Source organism: Arthrobacter sp. Soil_C_60 (assembly GCF_057656375.1).
Map to the genome: position 1 here is coordinate 68,663 of NZ_JBDGKM010000011.1, position 18,946 is coordinate 87,608.

Annotated in this window: 17 protein-coding genes; 13 read left to right on the forward strand and 4 right to left on the reverse strand. The window is 62.4% G+C overall.

The genetic code is table 11. From position 1 onward, the window contains the following. Window positions 1–18 precede the first annotated feature (18 nt). From AC3A4M_RS18940 to dnaE, 8 genes are all read left to right on the forward strand, one after another. A complete protein-coding gene (locus AC3A4M_RS18940) occupies window positions 19–732 on the forward strand; it encodes a purine nucleoside phosphorylase YfiH/LACC1 family protein (RefSeq protein ID WP_498737690.1) in 714 nt (237 codons plus the stop codon). Continuing rightward, window positions 725–1,495 (forward strand): YggS family pyridoxal phosphate-dependent enzyme, encoded by a 771-nt coding sequence (locus AC3A4M_RS18945; protein WP_498737691.1) that lies wholly within the window; start codon window positions 725–727, stop codon window positions 1,493–1,495. Before AC3A4M_RS18940 ends, AC3A4M_RS18945 begins: the two co-directional genes overlap by 8 nt. Before the next feature lie 44 nt (window positions 1,496–1,539). Next, window positions 1,540–2,073: a cell division protein SepF gene (locus AC3A4M_RS18950; protein ID WP_498636838.1), complete on the forward strand. Its 534-nt coding sequence runs from the start codon at window positions 1,540–1,542 to the stop codon at window positions 2,071–2,073. Window positions 2,074–2,144: 71 nt separating this feature from the next. Further along, window positions 2,145–2,432 carry a YggT family protein gene (locus tag AC3A4M_RS18955; RefSeq protein ID WP_074702604.1) on the forward strand — a complete coding sequence of 96 codons (288 nt, stop codon included), beginning with the start codon at window positions 2,145–2,147 and terminating at the stop codon, window positions 2,430–2,432. Between the two features lie 164 nt (window positions 2,433–2,596). Then, entirely contained in the window at window positions 2,597–3,292 is a 696-nt protein-coding gene (locus AC3A4M_RS18960; RefSeq protein ID WP_498737693.1) for a DivIVA domain-containing protein, read from the forward strand. Window positions 3,293–3,425: 133 nt separating this feature from the next. Further along, the gene (lspA, locus tag AC3A4M_RS18965) at window positions 3,426–4,034 is read left to right on the forward strand and encodes a signal peptidase II (RefSeq protein WP_498737694.1); all 609 of its coding nucleotides are present in this window, start codon (window positions 3,426–3,428) and stop codon (window positions 4,032–4,034) included. Beyond that, complete coding sequence (locus tag AC3A4M_RS18970; protein WP_498731772.1) at window positions 4,027–4,962, forward strand: RluA family pseudouridine synthase; 936 nt, start codon at window positions 4,027–4,029, stop codon at window positions 4,960–4,962. The genes lspA and AC3A4M_RS18970 overlap by 8 nt, the downstream gene beginning before the upstream one ends. A gap of 61 nt (window positions 4,963–5,023) precedes the next feature. Further along, complete coding sequence (gene dnaE / locus AC3A4M_RS18975) at window positions 5,024–8,566, forward strand: DNA polymerase III subunit alpha (RefSeq protein ID WP_498737821.1); 3,543 nt, start codon at window positions 5,024–5,026, stop codon at window positions 8,564–8,566. 12 nt (window positions 8,567–8,578) lie between these two features. Here dnaE and AC3A4M_RS18980 read toward each other — a convergent pair whose 3' ends face one another. Continuing rightward, complete coding sequence (locus AC3A4M_RS18980; protein WP_498731774.1) at window positions 8,579–9,109, reverse strand: flavin reductase family protein; 531 nt, start codon at window positions 9,107–9,109, stop codon at window positions 8,579–8,581. 179 nt (window positions 9,110–9,288) lie between these two features. Here AC3A4M_RS18980 and hisD point away from each other — a divergent pair, with 179 nt between their 5' ends. Both hisD and nrdR read left to right on the forward strand, forming a co-directional pair. Further along, the gene (gene hisD / locus AC3A4M_RS18985) at window positions 9,289–10,641 is read left to right on the forward strand and encodes a histidinol dehydrogenase (RefSeq protein ID WP_498737695.1); all 1,353 of its coding nucleotides are present in this window, start codon (window positions 9,289–9,291) and stop codon (window positions 10,639–10,641) included. Between the two features lie 116 nt (window positions 10,642–10,757). Next, complete coding sequence (nrdR, locus tag AC3A4M_RS18990; protein ID WP_498737697.1) at window positions 10,758–11,258, forward strand: transcriptional regulator NrdR; 501 nt, start codon at window positions 10,758–10,760, stop codon at window positions 11,256–11,258. Window positions 11,259–11,354: 96 nt separating this feature from the next. Here nrdR and ppgK read toward each other — a convergent pair whose 3' ends face one another. Together ppgK and map are read right to left on the reverse strand one after the other, a co-directional pair. Next, on the reverse strand, window positions 11,355–12,167 hold the full coding sequence (gene ppgK, locus AC3A4M_RS18995; RefSeq protein ID WP_498737699.1) for a polyphosphate--glucose phosphotransferase: 813 nt from the start codon (window positions 12,165–12,167) through the stop codon (window positions 11,355–11,357). 52 nt (window positions 12,168–12,219) lie between these two features. Next, window positions 12,220–13,098, reverse strand: coding sequence for a type I methionyl aminopeptidase (gene map / locus AC3A4M_RS19000; RefSeq protein WP_498737701.1), 879 nt, complete (start codon window positions 13,096–13,098; stop codon window positions 12,220–12,222). An 80-nt stretch (window positions 13,099–13,178) separates the two neighbouring features. Here map and AC3A4M_RS19005 point away from each other — a divergent pair, with 80 nt between their 5' ends. Then, entirely contained in the window at window positions 13,179–13,343 is a 165-nt protein-coding gene (locus tag AC3A4M_RS19005; protein WP_498731780.1) for an SPOR domain-containing protein, read from the forward strand. Between the two features lie 36 nt (window positions 13,344–13,379). On the opposite strand, the gene panB is transcribed toward AC3A4M_RS19005, so the two are convergent. Next, on the reverse strand, window positions 13,380–14,258 hold the full coding sequence (panB, locus tag AC3A4M_RS19010; RefSeq protein ID WP_498737703.1) for a 3-methyl-2-oxobutanoate hydroxymethyltransferase: 879 nt from the start codon (window positions 14,256–14,258) through the stop codon (window positions 13,380–13,382). 147 nt (window positions 14,259–14,405) lie between these two features. On the opposite strand from panB, the gene glnA reads away from it, so the two are divergent. Further along, complete coding sequence (gene glnA, locus AC3A4M_RS19015) at window positions 14,406–15,746, forward strand: type I glutamate--ammonia ligase (RefSeq protein ID WP_498731783.1); 1,341 nt, start codon at window positions 14,406–14,408, stop codon at window positions 15,744–15,746. 9 nt (window positions 15,747–15,755) lie between these two features. Next, the gene (locus AC3A4M_RS19020) at window positions 15,756–18,773 is read left to right on the forward strand and encodes a bifunctional [glutamine synthetase] adenylyltransferase/[glutamine synthetase]-adenylyl-L-tyrosine phosphorylase (RefSeq protein ID WP_498737705.1); all 3,018 of its coding nucleotides are present in this window, start codon (window positions 15,756–15,758) and stop codon (window positions 18,771–18,773) included. Window positions 18,774–18,946: the final 173 nt, after the last annotated feature.

Consider the following 18,946-nt stretch of genomic DNA (forward strand, 5'->3'; position numbering starts at 1 on the left):
CAGACAGGATTGCCGGCAGTGCTTTGGTGGCGTGAACAGGTCGGCGACGGCCTGTGGGTGGCGTTTACTGACAAGGCTGCCGGCAATCTTGCTTTGCACGTGGGCGATGTGCCGGCGGCTGTCCAGAACAGACGCAGAACGTTGGAAGGCGAACTCGGTATGGTGCCGGGCTCGCTGCGCTTCATGAACCAGGTCCATTCCGCCAACGTGGGCATGGCGTCGACAGCACAGCCGCCGCCTCCGCGGGAAACGGAAATTGATGCGCTCGTGTCACCCCAGGCGGACGTGCCGCTTGCGGTGATGGTGGCCGACTGCCTGCCGGTCGTCTTCGTGGGTTCCGCCTCGGGTGGAGGACAAGCGTCCGCCGTCGCGCATGCGGGCAGGCGGGGATTGCTGGATGGGGTCTTGGTGAACACTGTGTCCGAACTGCGGGCCGCGGGAGTGTCGGACATCCGGGCGTGGATTGGCCCCTCGATCTGCGGACGCTGTTACGAGGTCCCCGGGCACATGAGGGCAGCATCCTGCGAGCAACTGCCGCAGCTATATTCTGAAACTTCTTGGGGAACGCCGGCTTTGGACCTGCCGGCCGGCGCGGCGGTCCAGTTGGAAACGCTGGACGTGGAAACGCGGCGGCTGGGTGGATGCACCATCGAGGATTCCCGGCTGTTCTCCTACCGGCGCAATCCGCAGACAGGCCGCTTCGCCGGTCTCGTATGGAGGGAACATGACTGATAGAGACAGGACTGAGGAGCTTCGCCGGAACCTTACGAAGGTGCGGATGAGGATTGAGTCTGCTGCTGCCCGACGCACCGGTCCTGCCCCCGAATTGATTGTGGTGACGAAATTCTTTCCCGCCGCCGACGTGGCCGCACTAGCGGCACTCGGTGTTAGGGACGTGGGGGAGAACCGGGACCAGGAAGCTTCGCATAAGGCGGCGGAGCTGGCGGATACGGCGGCGGGCGAGTCCCTTCGCTGGCACTTCATCGGGCAGCTGCAGAAGAACAAGGCCAAGTCTGTGGTGCGGTATGCGCACGCCGTGCATTCGGTGGACCGTTCCTCTTTGATCGGTGCTCTGGACAAAGCGATGGCCGTTGAGCAGGACCGCCGCAGTGCCGCCAACCAACCTCCGCGGCCGGAACTGCTGTGCCTGATCCAGGTCGATCTCGATGAGCGCACGAATGTACCCGAGGCGGGGGAGTCAGCCGGTCCTCGGGGAGGCGCCAAACCCGAACAGATCGAGGAACTCGCGCGCGCCATTGATGCAGCAAGTGGTCTCCGGCTGGGCGGCCTGATGGCCGTTGCGCCGCTTGGAACGGACCCGGTTCCCGCCTTTGACCGGTTAATGGATTATTCGGCCAGGCTGCGCGAAATTTTTCCGGACGCTTGGATGGTCTCGGCGGGCATGAGCCAGGACCTGGAGGCGGCCATAGCGGCCGGTACGACACACCTGCGTGTCGGCTCAGATGTCCTCGGACCGAGACCTGCTTTGAGGTAGCGTTTTTGGCGAGAGCAGTGTTGAAGACACGATAGGAGCTAACCATGGCCGGCGCTTTGCGCAAGACAATGATCTATCTTGGGCTCGCCGACGGTGACGAGCACTACGAGTCCGAGGAAAACGAGTCGCTGAACAGGGAGCCCCAGAATCGGGACGAGGACCAGCGTGTGGAACAGAGCCGTGAGGAGCGCCGGGTGGAGAGCGCGCCGTCGCCCGTGAAACCGGTGGCGGAGGAATACCGTGCTCCCGTTACGCCGATCAAGCGTGCCCCGTCGTCCCGTGAGGAGTCATCCGTGCTGCGCCAGATCACTACAGTCCATCCCCGTTCCTACAATGACGCGAAAATCATTGGTGAAAGCTTTCGTGACGGCATTCCCGTGATCATGAACGTGACCGACATGGGCGAGGCCGATGCCAAACGCTTGGTTGACTTCTCGGCCGGATTGGTTTTCGGACTGCATGGCAGCATTGAACGGGTCACCAACAAGGTGTTCCTGCTCTCGCCGTCGACCATGGAAGTGCTTGGCGAGGATAAGCAGGCCAGCGACCACCAGGCGACATTCTTCAACCAGAGCTAGCGGAGCATCCTGCCCATACGGCAGTATGCTCATTTAACTGCTCGTCTACCGCTAGGAATCGTGGAACCCGCGTGTCCATTATTTTTGCTCTGCTGTATTTAGTGCTCATGCTGTTCCAGCTGGCGCTGATTATCCGCATTGTTTTTGATGTTGTCCAGACATTTGCCCGGCAATGGCGCCCGCGTGGCGTCGCCTTGGTGGCTGCATCGGCCATCTATGCTGTGACTGATCCACCGCTTAGGGCACTGCGACGGATGATTCCGCCGCTGCGCATCGGCGGCTTTGCGTTGGACTTGGCATTCCTGGTTCTCTTCATTCTGACCAGCATTGCGTTGTTCATCGTTGCAGGCCTTGCCTAGGGACTGACCTGCTCCAGACGCGGTTAGTTTTCAAGATCGAAAAGATATACTCTGATTCAGATATCCCTAGTGAATGTAAATCGTCATGGCGATTATTCGCTACCGTTGTCATGAGTGCATTGGCACGAAATCATGATCCACAAGAACCAGTATGAGGTGACCACATGGCTCTGACGCCAGAAGACGTTGTCAACAAGCGGTTCCAACCGACGAAGTTCCGTGAAGGATACGACCAGGACGAGGTCGATGACTTCCTTGATGAAATCGTCGTAGAACTGCGCAGGCTGAACCAGGAAAACGACGAGCTCCGTAAGAAGCTCGGCGAAGCCACCTCGGGCCAGTCATCCGCTGGTAACGTCCCGGCCCCTGTTGCAGCCGCTCCGAAGGCCGAACCGGCCAAGGAAGAGGAGCCGCAGGAGGAGGTCAAGGAAGAGCCTAAGCGCGAGAAGCCTGCAGCGGCTGTTCCCGCTACGGCCGCTGCTCCGGTGGTCAGTGCTCCGGCTCCCGCCGCTCCAGCAGCGGGTGGCGGCCACACAGCCACTGCCGAGTCCGCTGCGGGTGTTCTGGCTATGGCGCAGAAGCTTCACGACGAGTATGTCAACGCCGGCGTCGAGCAGCGCGACAAGATCATTGCCGAAGCTCAGATGGAAGCGAGCACTCTCGTCAACGATGCACAAGAGAAGAGCCGCAAGACGCTGGGCTCTCTGGAGCAGCAGAAGGCTGTACTGGAGCGCAAGCTCGAGCAGCTGCGCGGCTTCGAACGGGACTACCGTTCACGCCTCAAGGCCTACATCGAAGGCCAGCTGCGCGATCTGGAAGCCCGCGGATCCTTTGCGACTCCGGACGTCAAGGAGAGCTAGAGTCCTTAGCTTGACCCAGTTTTGAGCCCTTTGTTCAAGGGTAAGGATGGCCGGTGCCGGGGGTTCCCTGACACCGGCCATTTCTTTAGCAGGCTTCCGTGCCGCCATCCGCTATTGCCGTTAGAAAAGAATCATGTCTGAACCATCTTCCGCGGACCAGCCCGCGGACAGCAGCATTGAAAGCCAGCACACCGGTGTCCGCAGCCGACGTAGCGCTGGTTTTGTCCTGATCCTGGCAGGCTGCGCCGTGTTTGCCTACCTCTTCGATCAGCTGACCAAATGGTGGGTCGTCAGCACCATGACGGAGGGCGATATCATTCCGGTGCTGCCCCCGCTGCTGCACTGGCACTTCATCCGCAATTCCGGCGCGGCGTTTTCGATCGGCCAGGACTACACCTGGGTCTTTACGATAGTGATGGTCCTGGTGTCCGGTGCCATCATCTTCTACGCACGCAAGGTCCGTTCGGCCTGGTGGTCCGTCGCCCTCGGCCTGCTTCTGGGCGGTGCGTTGGGGAACCTGACGGACAGGCTCTTCCGGGAACCGTCTTTCGGTGTAGGCCATGTGGTGGATTTCATCGCCTTCCCCAATTTCGCCATCTTCAATATCGCGGACTCTGCTGTGGTCGGCGGCGTAATTCTCTGGTGCATTCTGACCTTCATGGGTATTGGCATCGACGGCGAACGCGTACCGTCCGGAAAACAGCCGCCGAAAGACGGCAGCCCGGAGCAGCGCGGTGCCTGATCAGCTTCACCAGTTCTCCCTTGACCCGGAGACTTCGGGCAAACGCGCCGACGCCGCCATAGCCGGCCTGCTGGACATATCGCGTTCGGCGGCTGCGGCGTTGTGCACAGCGGGCAATGTCAGGCTTAACGGCAAAGTCCTGGGCAAATCAGACCGGTTGCCGGAGGCCGGAGAACTTGAAATCCGCAGACCCGAAGAGCGGGATCCGTTGGAGATCGTCGTCGAAGAGGTGGAAGATTTGAAGGTTCTCGGTGACGATGATGACTTCGTCGTGATTGATAAGCCTGTGGGAGTGGCCGCCCACCCCTCGCCCGGTTGGGTCGGCCCCACGGTGGTGGGTGCACTGGCCGCACTGGGATACAGGATTTCCACGTCCGGGGCGGCCGAGCGTGCGGGCATTGTGCACCGGCTCGACGTCGGCACGTCGGGAGTCATGGTCGTGGCCAAGACAGAGCACGCATACACGCTGCTCAAGCGGGCCTTCAAGGAACGTACGGTGGATAAGGTCTACCATGCACTGGTGCAGGGCCTGCCTGACCCGCTCGAAGGAACCATCGACGCACCCATCGGCAGGCACCCAGGCTACGACTGGCGCTTCGCCGTCGTGGAGGACGGGCGGAACTCGGTCACCCACTACAAGGTGATTGAAGCGTTCGGAAAGGCTTCGTTGGTCGAAGTTCACTTGGAAACGGGGCGGACACACCAGATCCGCGTCCATTTCGCCGCCCTCCGGCACCCGTGCGCCGGGGACCTGACGTACGGGGCGGACCCGAAGCTCGCGGCCGAACTGGGCCTGACCAGACAATGGCTCCACGCCAAGAAACTCGGTTTCGACCATCCGGTCACCGGCAAATGGGTGGAGTATGAAAGCGAATATCCCCAGGATCTGGCCTATGCACTTGATGCACTGGCCGAACACCGGGTCTGATCTGTACGACGGCGGAACCGCGGCATGAGACGTGCCCGCCTAGAATGAAGTGGTGGCAACTGTGACTAGCTCGATTTCCGGTACTGATTCGTTTGTACATCTCCACAACCACACCGAATACTCCATGCTCGATGGCGCAGCCCGCCTGACGGACCTCTTCGAACATGCCCATGAACTCGGCATGGACTCCGTGGCCACCACGGACCACGGTTTTGTCTTTGGCGCCTTTGATTTCTGGAACAAGGCCAACAACGCCGGCATTAAGCCGATCGTCGGGGTGGAAGCCTATTTGACGCCCGGCACGGCTAGGTCGGACAAGACTCGTGTCCGCTGGGGCGACGGTGGCCGCGGCGACGTCTCGGGCGCCGGTGCATATACGCATATGACGATGTGGGCCGAGACGACCGAGGGCATGCATAACCTGTTCCGCATGTCATCGCTGGCGTCACTGGAGGGGTACCTGTACAAGCCCCGCATGGACCGGGACCTGCTGCAGACTTACGGCAAGGGCCTGATCACCACCACGGGCTGCCCGTCGGGCGAGGTGCAGACGAAGCTGCGGCTTGGGCTCTACAAGGAAGCGATGCAGGCCGCCTCGGATTTCCGGGACATCCTGGGGCCGGAGAACTTCTACTGCGAACTGATGGACCACGGCCTGGACATCGAGCGCAATGTCCAGGCGGATCTGCTCAAGTTGGCCCGCGAGCTGCAGCTGCCATTGGTGGCGACCAACGACCTGCATTACACACATGCCGAGGATGCGAAGGCCCACGCGGCACTGCTGTGCGTCCAGTCCGGCTCCACGATGGCCGATCCCAAACGCTTCAAGTTCGACGCCGATGAGTTCTACCTGAAATCTCCGGCCGAGATGCGGGCCATTTTCCGCGACTACCCGGAGGCGTGCGACAACACACTGCTGATCGCCGAACGGTGCAACGTCGAGTTCAACACCCAGGCCAACTACATGCCGCGGTACCCCGTTCCGGAAGGCGAGAACGAGGAGTCCTGGTTCATCAAGGAGGTCGAGAAGGGCCTTCATTACCGCTATCCGGCTGGTATTCCCGACGACGTCCGCAAGCAGGCGGACTACGAAGTCGGCGTCATCTCCCAGATGGGCTTCCCCGGGTACTTCCTGGTCGTGGCCGACTTCATCAACTGGGCCAAGAACAACGGTATCCGGGTGGGACCGGGCCGTGGTTCGGGTGCCGGTTCAATGGCGGCATACGCCATGCGCATCACGGACCTCGATCCGCTCAAGCACGGTCTGATCTTCGAACGGTTCCTCAACCCGGACCGTGTTTCCATGCCTGACTTCGACGTCGACTTCGATGATCGGCGCCGCTCGGAGGTCATCCGGTACGTCACCGAGAAGTACGGCGACGAGCGGGTGGCCATGATCGTCACCTACGGCACCATCAAGGGCAAGCAGGCGCTGAAGGACTCCTCGCGGGTCATGGGTTACCCCTTCTCGACGGGTGAGCGGCTGACCAAAGCGATGCCGCCGGACGTCATGGGCAAGGGCATTTCGCTGCAGGATGTGCACAATCCGGAGGCCAAACGCTACAGCGAGGCCGAAGAGCTGCGGGAACTGCTCAAGTCGGATCCGGATTCAGCCAAGGTCTTCGAAACGGCGCTCGGACTCGAGGGCCTGAAACGGCAGTGGGGCGTCCACGCGGCTGGTGTGATCATGTCCTCGGATCCGCTGATCGACATCATCCCGATCATGCGCCGTGAGCAGGACGGCCAGGTCATTACGCAGTTCGACTATCCGACTTGTGAGGGCCTCGGCCTGATCAAGATGGACTTCCTCGGCCTGCGGAACCTGACGATCATCACGGACGCGCTGGAAAACATCCAGATGAACCGGGACTTCGAGCTGGTGCTTGAGGACCTGACACTGGATGATCCGGACTCCTACGCCCTGCTGGCACGCGGCGACACCCTGGGAGTCTTCCAGCTCGACGGCGGCCCGATGCGGTCCCTGCTCAAGCTCATGCGGCCGGATAACTTCGAAGACATTTCCGCGGTGCTTGCGCTGTACCGCCCCGGTCCGATGGGCGCTAACGCGCACAATAACTACGCGCTGCGCAAGAACGGGCTGCAGGAGATCACTCCTATCCACCCGGAACTTGAGGAGCCGCTGGCCGAAATCCTGGGCGGTACCTACGGCCTGATCGTCTACCAGGAACAGGTTATGGCGATCGCGCAGAAACTGGCCGGGTACTCGCTCGGCCAGGCAGATATTCTGCGACGCGCCATGGGCAAGAAGAAGAAGTCGGAGCTGGACAAGCAGTACGCCGGCTTCGAAAAGGGCATGCAGGACAACGGCTATTCCGCCGCAGCCATCAAGACACTGTGGGATATCCTGCTCCCGTTCTCGGACTACGCTTTCAACAAGGCACACTCGGCCGCGTACGGCGTCGTGTCCTATTGGACGGCGTACCTCAAGGCGCACTATCCGGGCGAATACATGGCTGCGCTGCTGACCTCCGTCGGTGACGACAAGGACAAGCTCGCGATGTACTTGAACGAGTGCCGCCACATGGGCATTACGGTGCTTCCGCCGGACGTCAATGAATCCAGCCTGAACTTCACCCCGGTCGGCACGGACATCCGGTTCGGCATGGGCGCCATCCGCAACGTCGGCGCCAACGTGGTCCATGCCATGGTCGCCGCCCGCGAGGAGAAGGGGCACTTCAGTTCGTTCAGCGATTTCCTGCAGAAGGTTCCTGCGGTTGTCTGCAACAAGCGGACCATCGAATCGCTGATCAAGGCCGGCGCGTTCGACTCGCTCGGCGATCCGCGCCGTGCCCTGGCCATGATCCATGAAGAAGCGGTTGACTCCGTCATTGTGCTCAAGCGCAACGAGGCAGCCAACCAGTTCGACCTCTTCAGTGCCTTTGACGACGGCGGTGAAACCACCGGCGGACTGGCCGTGGAAGTTCCGGATCTGCCGGAATGGGACAAGAAGGACAAACTGGCGTTCGAGCGCGACATGCTCGGCCTGTATGTCTCGGACCATCCGCTTCAGGGCTTGGAAGGTCTGCTGAGCCAGCATGCGGACCTGACCATTACCTCCGTCATCGGCGAGGACGGTCCGGCGGACGGTGCCATCGTCACCATTGCCGGAATGATCACTTCCTTGCAGCGCCGGATAGCTAAGAACAGCGGCAACGCGTACGCCCGTGCCGAAGTGGAAGACCTGGGCGGCTCCATGGAAGTGATGTTCTTCGGCCAGGTCTACGGACCGATCTCGACCATCCTGGCCGAAGACCTGATCGTCGTTGTCCGCGGCAGGTTGCAGCGCCGTGACGACGGCGCGGTAACGCTGAATGCCCAGGAGCTGACGGTTCCCGACCTCAGCGATGGCCATTCCGGGCCGGTGGTGATTTCCATGGCCAGCTTCAAGGCGACCGAGACCGTGGTGTCTTCCCTTGGCGATGTGCTGCGGACACACCCGGGAACCACCGAAGTCCAGGTACGGCTGAACAGCGCACGGAAAGTTGAAGTAATGAAACTTGGCGTGGATCTCCGGGTCAACCCCACGCCGTCGCTCTTTGGGGATCTTAAGGTGCTGCTGGGCCCCGCCTGCCTCGACGTCTAACGCCTCCGGGACTTAGATCTGGTATTCGAGCGGGCTGGGGCGCATGTAGGAGCCGCCATGGTACAGCAGCGGCGTCGCTTCGTCGCCGAGCGAGCCTTCCACTACCTCGACGATCACCACAGCGTTGTTTTCGAACGACACTCGCATTTGGATCTTGCCGACCAGATAGGCATGTACATCCTTCAGAAGAGGAACCCCGTAAGGACCTGCTTCCCAATGGTCTCCGCTGAAGCGGTCTTTCGTGCGGGCGAAGCGGTCGGCGAGTCCGCGGTTGTCTTGGCCGAGAATATGGGCGCCAATATAGTTCGAGTTCGCGACGGCGGGCCAGGATGAGCTGGAGCGGGCCATGTTGAAAGTGAAGCGCGGTGGCTCTGCCGACAGGGACGCCACCGAGGTCGCCGTGAAGCCAAAGGGCTTGCCCTCGTACTCAACGGTGAGAATCGCCACTCCGGCAGCGTGCCGCCGGAAGACCTCCCGGAAGGTGGTTCCCAGCAGTTGCTCGGCGGGCGTGACAGACTGTGCTGCTACGGATTCGGCACTCACAACAATGTTTCTCCAGTACTACTCGGCGGGGACAGAAGACAGCCTGACCCATTATTGTTCAGCGTATTCGGCATCGGGCGGCGCGGGGCATTGTGTTAAGTTGTGCTAATTTTCCTGCCTGCTCCTCAAGCGCGGCACCTGGCAGGAAACGACTGGGCCGGGCTCAGTAGAATGGAGACGTGAATCCTGCTTCGAACGTTGAATCCTTTTCCCAGTTTCCCCTTTTGGACCTGCGCGGGCGCCATTTAAATACTGCAGAACTGAAGGCCGCCATGCCCCGGGCAGAGACGACTTTTGACGTTGCCTCGCATGCGGTCGAGGAGATTATCAACAAGGTGCGAAGCGACGGGTTCACGGCGCTGGCCGAACTGGCTTCGCGGTTTGACGGCGTGCACCAGCAGCACCCCCTCGTGCCGCAGGAGGAACTGGTCCGCGCGCTGGATGCACTTGATCCGGCGGTCCGTGCGGCCCTGGAGGAGTCCATCGCAAGGGCGCGGGTCTTTGCCGACGCGCAGAAGCCCGCCGATGCCACGGTGGAGATCGCCGCAGGCGCCACGGTCACGCACAAGTGGGTACCAGTTTCGCGGGTGGGCCTGTACGTCCCGGGCGGGCTGGCGGTCTATCCCTCGTCTGTGGTGATGAACGTCGTTCCGGCGATGGCCGCCGGCGTTGGCTCGATCGCCTTGGCCTCACCACCGCAGAAAGACTTCGGAGGCCTGCCGCATCCCACCATTCTGGCCGCGGCCCGTCTGCTAGGTATTGACGAGGTTTACGCCATCGGCGGTGCGCAGGCAGTGGCGGCGTTTGCCTATGGTGTTCCCGCCAATGATTTCGGTCCCGCGCTGGCCCCGGTCGATGTGGTCACCGGTCCCGGCAACGTCTTTGTTGCCACGGCCAAGCGCCTGGTCAAGAGCGTGGTGGGCATCGACGCGGAGGCGGGCACCACCGAAATTGCAATCCTTGCGGATGACAGTGCGGAGCCGGCTTTCGTCGCGGCGGACTTGATCAGCCAGGCGGAGCATGATCCCCACGCCGCGTCAGTGTTGGTGACGCCATCGGAGAGACTGGCTGAGGCCGTGCGTCGGGAACTTGCTGTCCAAATTGGCAGCACGAAGCACGCGGACAGGGTTCGCGAGGCCCTTTCCGGACCGCAGTCCGGCGTGATTATGGTCGACGATGTCGAGCACGGCATTTCGGTTTGTGACGCCTATGCGGCGGAGCACCTTGAGATCCACACCGAGAATGCTTCGGGGATCGCCGCGCGTATCCGCAACGCGGGCGCCATATTTGTCGGCAACTATTCACCGGTGAGCCTGGGGGATTACTGTGCCGGCTCCAACCATGTCCTGCCGACCAGTGGGACCGCCACATTCGCATCCGGCCTCAACGTCACAACGTTCCTGAAAGCCGTCCAGATTATCGACTACGACCAGCGTGCGCTGCGTGAAGTAAGCGGGCACATTGTTTCGCTGGCCGCGGCGGAAGACCTGCCGGCGCATGGGGATGCCGTCAGCGTCAGATTCCCGTCGTAACTCCTGGCGCCGCGGCAGCCTGACGAAGACACAAGATGTAGTAGTCACACGTTTGTAATTCGCAAGATGTAGTTTTATGATTGACCAGTTGCTGTCTGGCCACGAAAGGATCCGGTATGTACTGTCCGTTCTGCCGTAATCCTGATTCCAGGGTCGTGGATAGCCGCTTGACCGACGATGGCTCGGCGATCCGCAGACGCCGGCTGTGTCCTGAATGCGGCAGGCGATTCACCACCCTCGAAACCACCAGCCTGAGCGTTCTTAAGCGTTCCGGTGTGGCGGAACCGTTCTCGCGGGCAAAGGTCATCAACGGCGTCCGGAAGGCCTGCCAAGGCCGCCCGGTGACCGAAGACGACCTGGCCATGCTGGCCCAGGAGGTGGAGGAATCCATCCGGTCCAGCGGGGCAGCGGAAATCGACGCCCATGAAGTCGGTCTTGCCATTCTTCGGCCCCTGAAGAACCTGGATGTGGTCGCCTACCTGCGATTCGCCAGTGTCTATCAGGCGTTCGACTCCCTTGAGGATTTCGAAGCCGCGATAGACCGGCTGCGGGTTGAAGCGGAGGCAACCAAAAAGCAGGGCCCCTCAGGAAACCAGCGGCCGCTGACGGCACAGTAACAACGCTACAGTTTCCGGTGGCGGCCATGGAGGGGAAGCCGCGGCTGCCACCGGCGCCACAGAAGGAAAGGGTCCGCTGCTGCGGGCCCTTTTTCCTTACTTGAAGTACTTGAAACTGAGCGCTGCTTGCAGGGCCCCGCCCACAATGCCGGCGTTGTTCTTCAACTCGGCGGGAATGATCTTGGTATTGAGATCGAGCTTGGGCAGGAAGTCCTGGCTGCGCTTGGAAATGCCGCCGCCGACAATGAACAGTTCGGGCGAGAACAGGAACTCGACATGGGAGAAATAGCGTTGCAGACGCACTGCATAGGCATCCCAGTCCAGTCCATCGCGTTCGCGTGCGGTAGCTGATGCCTTGGACTCGGCGTCGAAACCGTCGATCTCCAGGTGCCCGAGTTCCGCATTCGGTATGAGTTTGCCATCGTGGATGAAGGCCGAACCGATGCCGGTCCCCAAGGTGATGACCAGTACTGTCCCCCCGATCCCTTCACCCGCTCCGTAGCGTGCTTCGGCCAGACCGGCAGCGTCGGCATCGTTAATGACCTGGACTTCCCGCCCCAGCTTCCGGGTGAGCAGCGCGTCGACGTCCGTGTCCACCCAGCTGGGGTCCACGTTTGCGGCGGATTTGGCAACCCCGTGGCGGATGATGGCGGGGAACGTGACACCGACCGGGCTACCAGCCGCCGGGGCTTCCGGACGGGAGGAGAGTTCATCCACGATCTTCGCTACGACGTCGGCAACTGCCCCAGGGGTGGAAGGACGAGGCGTGTCGATGCGGAAACGATCGCCCAGCAGTTTGCCCTTTTTCAGGTCGACGATGCCGCCCTTGATGCCGGTTCCGCCGATGTCAATGCCAATGACTGACCGGGCAGCCTTTTTGGCGGCCTTCTCGTCGGCGCTGCTGGGCATGGGATCTCCGCACTGTCGTTCGAATACGTCTGGCCAACAGCCTACTGGCGTCTTATGGCAAAGTCAGGACTTCCGCACCAGAGTCGGTCACCACGAGGGTGTGTTCGAACTGCGCAGTCCGCTTGCGGTCCTTGGTCACGACGGTCCAATCGTCGTTCCACATGTCCCACTCGATGGTGCCCAGCGTCAGCATGGGCTCGATGGTGAACACCATGCCCGGCTCCATGACCGTGCTGTAGGCAGGGGCGGCGTCATAGTGCGGGATGATCAGACCGGAGTGGAAGGCTTCGCCGACGCCGTGCCCGGTGAAGTCCCGGACCACGCCATAGCCGAAGCGCTTGGCATAGGACTGGATGGTCCTGCCGATGACGTTGATCTGCCGGCCCGGGGCAACCGCTTTGATGGCGCGGTTCAGCGATTCGTGGGTGCGTTCGACCAGGAGCCGGGACTCCTCGTCAACGTCACCGACGAGGAAGGTGTAGTTGGTGTCCCCGTGGACGCCGTTGATGTAAGCGGTGATGTCGATATTGATGATGTCCCCGTCCTGCAGCACCGTGGTATCCGGTATGCCGTGGCAGATGACTTCATTCAGCGAAGAACACAGCGACTTCGGGAACCCACGGTAGCCAAGGCATGACGGGTAGGCCTTGTGGTCCAGCAGGAATTCGTGTCCCACTTTGTCCAGCTCGTCGGTGGTGACGCCGGGACGAATGTGCTTGCCCACCTCGATGATCGCCTGGGCAGCAATCTTGCTTGCCACCCGGATCCGCTCAATCGTCTCGGCATCCTTGATCTCCGAGCCGGTGAACTTGGCCGGCGCGGGCTTCCAAACGTATTCGGGCCGGGGAATCGACGTCGGAACGGGCCGGACTGGACTGACGGTTCCCTGGACAAGGGTGCCCAGGGGTGCTGTTGCTACGTTGTGGGGCATACCATCGATCTTATAACCCGGTCCGCTATCGGGCGCTAATCCGAACGGGCCGAGCAACCGCAACGCAAGGGAGTAGCCAAATGCCGGAGTTCTGGTACAACGTCGTCACCCACGAAGTCGAAGTGGGGGCACAGTCCGACTGGACGCAGCTCATCGGCCCTTATGAAACCCGCGAGGAAGCGGAAAAGGCGCTCGAAAAAGTGCAGAAGCGCAACGAGGCCTGGGACGCGGACGACGACGAATAGCGCCTTCCAGCGCGCGGAACCGCTGGTCCGGGGCAGCTAAAAGGAGTGTTCCGGGCCGGGAAAGGAACCGCTGCGGACGTCGTCGGCGTAGGCCTTGGCGGCATCCGACAGCGTCGTGCGTGTGTCGGCGTACTGCTTGACGAATTTGGCGAGTTTACCGCCGCGCAGCCCGGCCATGTCCTGCCACACCAGCACCTGGCCCGTTGTGGAAGCGCCGGCACCGATGCCGATGGTGGGAACGCGTAGGGCCTTGTCCACTTCCGCGGCGGCCTGGGCAGGCACCATCTCCATCAGGACCGCAAACGCGCCGGCAGCTTCGAGTGCCACGGCGTCGTCGACGACCCGCTGTGCGTCCTCGCCCCGGCCCTGCACCCGATAGCCGCCCAGCGAATGTTCGCTTTGCGGGGTGAAGCCGATGTGCGCCATGACGGGGATGCCCGCCTGGACCATGGCGCGGACATATTCTGCGTAGAAGGCACCGCCTTCCATCTTGACGGCGTGGGCACCGGCTTCCTTCATAAACCGTACTGAGGTCTCGATGGCCTGGGCGGGGGAGACCTCATAGCTGCCGAACGGCAGGTCCACCACTACGAGCGCACGTCTGGCGGAACGGCTCACCGCGCGGCAGAGCGGAATCAGTTCGTCGACGGTAACCGGCAGGGACGTCTCGTTGCCGTACACATTGTTGGAGGCGGAATCGCCGACAAGCAGGACTTCGACACCTGCTTCATCGAAGATTTCGGCGGTGTACTGTTCGTATGCGGTGAGCATGGCAAAGCGCTGGCCGTTGTCCTTGGCCTGCTGCAGGTGATGGGTGCGGACACGGGACACCGGTTTGGAGCCGGACGGCCGGTTAGCTCCGGCACCCGCTCCGTACGGGGCCGGCTGTTCGGCGCCAGAAGTCTGTGAGGTCATGGGTAGAGCCTAATGCCGCGGCCTTTGTTCACTCCAGCGGCACCCGTCACTGTTGCACGGCACAGGTGCCCGGGCGCATTAGGGTAAGTACAGTAGTAAGCAGGCAGGCCGGAGGCTTTGCCGTGACCAGGGCGCGGAAGGATATTCATGGACCGTCAGCAGGAATTTGTCCTGAGAACCATCGAAGAGCGGGACGTGCGCTTCGTCCGTCTCTGGTTCACCGACGTCGTCGGTTCGCTTAAGTCCGTGGCGCTGGCTCCTGCGGAAGTCGAGGGCGCCTTCGAGGAGGGGCTTGGCTTCGACGGCTCGTCCATCGAGGGGCTGGCCCGGGTTTTCGAGTCCGACATGCTGGTCCAGCCGGACCCTTCGACCTTCCAGATCCTGCCCTGGCGCGGCGAGGAAGAACAGACATCGCGGATGTTCTGCGACGTTCTCACGCCCGACGGCGAACCATCCGTCGCGGATCCGCGCAACGTGCTCAAGCGGACCCTGCGCAAGGCCGGCGACATGGGCTTCACCTGCTACACCCATCCGGAAATCGAGTTCTATCTGCTTAAGTCGCAGGAGCTCGGGCCTGACGGCGTGCCGGTGCCGGTAGACCGCGCAGGCTATTTCGACCATGTGCCCGGCGGCGTGGCCCAGGATTTCCGCCGCACCGCGGTGACCATGCTGGAGAACGTCGGCATCTCCGTGGAGTTCAGCCACCATGAGGACGGTCCCGGGCAGAACGAGATCGACCTTCGGTACGCGGACGCCCTGCAGACCGCCGACAACATCATGACGTTCCGGACCGTGGTTAAAGAAGTAGCGCTGATGGAGGGCATCTACGCAACCTTCATGCCCAAGCCCTTCTCCGACCACCCCGGTTCCGGGATGCACACGCACTTTTCCCTCTTCGAAGGTGATTCCAACGCCTTCTTCGAAGCCGGTGCCGAATACCAGCTCTCCAAGACCGGACGCCAGTTCATGGCGGGCATCCTGAAACATGCGCCCGAATTCACCGCGGTGACGAACCAGTTCGTAAATTCCTATAAGCGGCTTTGGGGCGGCGGCGAAGCTCCCAGCTACATTTCCTGGGGCCACAACAACCGCTCGGCCCTGGTCCGCATCCCGCTGTACAAGCCGAACAAGGGCCAGTCCGCCCGGATGGAATACCGCGGGATCGATTCGGCGGCGAACCCGTACCTGGCTTACGCCGTGTTGCTGGGTGCGGGATTGAAGGGCATTGAGGAAGGCTATGAGCTGCCGCCTGCAGCGGAGGAAGACATCTGGAGCCTCAGCTCCGCCGAGCGCAGGGCGCTGGGCCACGACCCGCTTCCCTCAAGCCTGCACGACGCCATCCGCGCGATGGAAGAGTCGGAACTGGTAGCCGAAATCCTCGGTGAACAGGTCTACGAGATCTTCCTGCGCAACAAGCGTGCCGAATGGCACGACTACCGCATCCAGGTGACGCCGCACGAGCTCAGGCGCAACATCGACATCCTCTAAGCTGAGGCCATGAGTCTGAACCGGCGGTTGATCTCCAAGGGCTTCAACGATCTGGAGAAGAGCACACGCTTTCTCGATTCGTCTGAACTCGATGGGGTGGACCAGCAGCGGCTTTTTGCCGGGTTCGCTTATGCCGCGGATCCGGACCTGGCCCTCGTTTCCCTGGTCCGGCTCCTGGAGCGGCATCCTCAGCTGGCCGAGCTGGTCAACGCCGGAGAAGACGAGAGCGAGGCGCTGTTCCGGCTGCTCGGCTCCTCGGAAGCCTTGGCCGAATTCCTGCTGCGGCGGCCGGAGCATCTGGACGTTCTATCAGCCAAGGTCAGTGCGGAGCCCGGAGCTGTCCCGGCAGAAAAGCTCCGTGCCTCACTGCTGAAGTCCGTCGGAGCTGATCCTGCCGCCGAACAACCGCTTGCGGCCCTGACCGGCAAAGAGGCCTACAACCTGCTGCGGTCCACATACCGGCGGCACCTGGCCGAACTGGCTATCCGGGACCTCGGCGCGGCCTCGCCGGTGGACTATATGCCCTCGGTGGGACGCGAACTGGCGGATCTTGCGGCTGCGGCGATTGAAGCCGGGCTCGCTGTCTCCCGCGCTGAACTGGCCGCACGGTTCGATCCGGAAGAGATTGCGGCCGTACGCCTGGCCGTGATCGGCATGGGCAAATGCGGCGCCCGCGAACTCAACTACATTTCCGACGTCGACGTCGTTTATGTGATCGAAGCCGACGGTATGGATGAGGCGCATGCCTCCACCATTGGCACGGCATTGGCTACCGGGATGAGCAGGGCCGTCTTTTCTGCCGGTCCGGAGCCGGGCCTGTGGGAGGTTGACGCCAATCTCCGGCCGGAGGGCAAGGAAGGCCGGCTGGTCCGCACGCTTGAATCCCATCTGACTTACTACAAGAGGTGGGCCCAGAGCTGGGAGTTCCAGGCCCTGCTGAAGGCACGTGCCATTGCCGGCGACCTTGATTTGGGCCGCCGGTACGAGGAAGCTGTTGCACCGTTGATCTGGAACTCATCGGAGCGGGACGGCTTCGTCGAGTCCGTGCAGGCCATGCGCGGACGGGTGACCGAGAACATTCCGTTGCATGAGCGCGGCCGGCAGCTGAAACTCGGCCGCGGCGGGCTGCGTGATGTGGAATTCACTGTCCAGTTGCTCCAGCTCGTTCATGCGCGGGTGGATGAAACGCTCCGGGTCCGGGATACCACCACGGCCATCGCGGCCTTGAGCGCCGCCGGCTATATTGGCCGCTCGGATGCTCGGGAGTTCGACGAAGCCTACCGCTATTTGCGGGTGCTCGAACACCGCATCCAGCTGGTCCAGCTGCGCCGGACGCATCTGATGCCGCAGGACGACAACGCCTTGCGTGCGCTGGCTAAATCCTCTCTCGGTTCGCTGGAAACGCAGCGTCCCGGCCCTGAAGCCCTGCTCCAGAAGTGGCAGCGGACCAAGCGCCGGGTACGTGAGCTTCATGAACGGATCTTCTACCGTCCGCTGCTGGTCTCCGCGGCCAATCTGAGCACAGACGAAGTCCGGCTGACGCCCGAAGCCGCCCGGGCCCGGCTCGCGGCACTGGGATATGTGGATCCGCGTGGAGCGATGCGCCATATCGAGGCCTTAACCAGCGGAATCAGCCGGCGGGCGCAGCTGCAGCGCCAGTTGCTCCCCGTCCTGCTGGAATGGATCGCCGATGGCGTGGACCCGGATTCCGGCTTGCTCGGATTCCGGCGGCTGAGCGAGGCGCTGGGGGAGTCTCACTGGTATCTGGGCATGCTTCGTGACTCCAGCTCCGCGGCTGAGCGGCTCTGCCACATTCTGTCCAGCAGCCGGTTCATTACGGACCTGCTGGAAGTCTCGCCGGAGTCTGCGGCCTGGTTGGGATCGGACAAGGAACTGGTTCCGTGGTCGTTCGACGCGCAATGGTACGAGATCCGGCACAAACTGGCCCGCCACCAGGACCCCAAGGCGGCCATGCGCCTGATCCGTTTGATTCGCCGTCGCGAAACGCTGCGCACCGCCATCGCGGACAGTTCGGGCCTGCTGGACCAGCGGCAGGTCGGCATTGCTCTCTCCGATACGGACCGGGCGGCCATTCTTGGTGCTCTGCATGTTGCCGAAGCAGCTGTCTTCGCCGAGGAGGACCAGCTCACCAACCTCCTCATCGTCGCCATGGGACGCCAAGGCGGCAGGGAGATCGGCTACGGCTCGGACGCCGATGTCATGTACGTGCACAAGCCGCTGCCCGGCGCCGACAACGATGCGGCCCAGCAGCAGGCCATGCGAATCGTTTCGCAGATTTCCGCTCTGCTCCAGCAGCCGAGCAGCCCGCCCGTGCTTGCCGAGCGCACCCTTGAAATTGACGTGTCGCTGCGTCCGGAGGGGAAGAACGGACCGATCGTGCGTTCGCTCGACTCATACCGGGAGTACTACCAGCGGTGGTCACTGATCTGGGAGGCACAGGCCCTGCTTCGGGCGCGGCCCATCGCCGGCGACGACGACCTCGCGGCCGAGTTCACCGCGCTGATCGACCCCATCCGTTATCCGGCCGAGGTCGGACCGGAGGAAGTCCGCGAAATCCGCAGGATCAAAGCCAGAGTGGAATCCGAACGCCTGCCCCGCGGCGCCGATCCGTCCCGGCACCTCAAGCTGGGCCGTGGCGCGCTGAGCGATGTGGAATGGCTGGTTCAATTGCTTCAGCTCGAACACGCGCACCGGGTGCCTGCGCTACGGACAACCGGCACTTTGGAGGCCCTGGATGCGATCGGCGAGGCAGACCTGCTCCCGAATGCAGATGTGCTCACGCTGCGACAGAGCTGGTCACTGGCGAGCCGGATCCGTTCGGCGAACATGATCTGGAGTGGAAAGAACGCGGACGTGCTGCCCTCCTCGCGGCGGGACCTGGAAGCCGTAGCCCGCTGGTGCGGCTACAGCCCGGGAAACGCCGGAGCCATCGAGGAAGACTATCTGCGGATTACCCGGCGCACCCGTGGCATCTTTGAACGCTACTTCTACGGCTACGGAACCTAAGGAGCACCGGCGTTCCGGGTGTCTGGAGGGTGGTCCGGTATCCTGCCGTGGGCCACTGGATGCGGTGGACGGAATGGTGTCGCGACGGTGCCCGCTCAAGGCGGGCGCCGTCGTCGTACGCTTCTTTCAACACCGCGGTGGCCGCTCGCTCGCCGCTGCGGCTAGGCTGAGGC

Coding starts and splice junctions, on each gene's coding strand:
- glnA (WP_498731783.1), top strand. CDS start 14,406: ATGGACCGTCAGCAGGAATTTGTCCTGAGAACCATCGAAGAGCGGGAC.
- map (WP_498737701.1), bottom strand. CDS start 13,098: ATGCCCCACAACGTAGCAACAGCACCCCTGGGCACCCTTGTCCAGGGA.
- nrdR (WP_498737697.1), top strand. CDS start 10,758: ATGTACTGTCCGTTCTGCCGTAATCCTGATTCCAGGGTCGTGGATAGC.
- AC3A4M_RS19005 (WP_498731780.1), top strand. CDS start 13,179: ATGCCGGAGTTCTGGTACAACGTCGTCACCCACGAAGTCGAAGTGGGG.
- AC3A4M_RS19020 (WP_498737705.1), top strand. CDS start 15,756: ATGAGTCTGAACCGGCGGTTGATCTCCAAGGGCTTCAACGATCTGGAG.
- AC3A4M_RS18950 (WP_498636838.1), top strand. CDS start 1,540: ATGGCCGGCGCTTTGCGCAAGACAATGATCTATCTTGGGCTCGCCGAC.
- AC3A4M_RS18945 (WP_498737691.1), top strand. CDS start 725: ATGACTGATAGAGACAGGACTGAGGAGCTTCGCCGGAACCTTACGAAG.
- AC3A4M_RS18960 (WP_498737693.1), top strand. CDS start 2,597: ATGGCTCTGACGCCAGAAGACGTTGTCAACAAGCGGTTCCAACCGACG.
- ppgK (WP_498737699.1), bottom strand. CDS start 12,167: ATGCCCAGCAGCGCCGACGAGAAGGCCGCCAAAAAGGCTGCCCGGTCA.
- lspA (WP_498737694.1), top strand. CDS start 3,426: ATGTCTGAACCATCTTCCGCGGACCAGCCCGCGGACAGCAGCATTGAA.
- panB (WP_498737703.1), bottom strand. CDS start 14,258: ATGACCTCACAGACTTCTGGCGCCGAACAGCCGGCCCCGTACGGAGCG.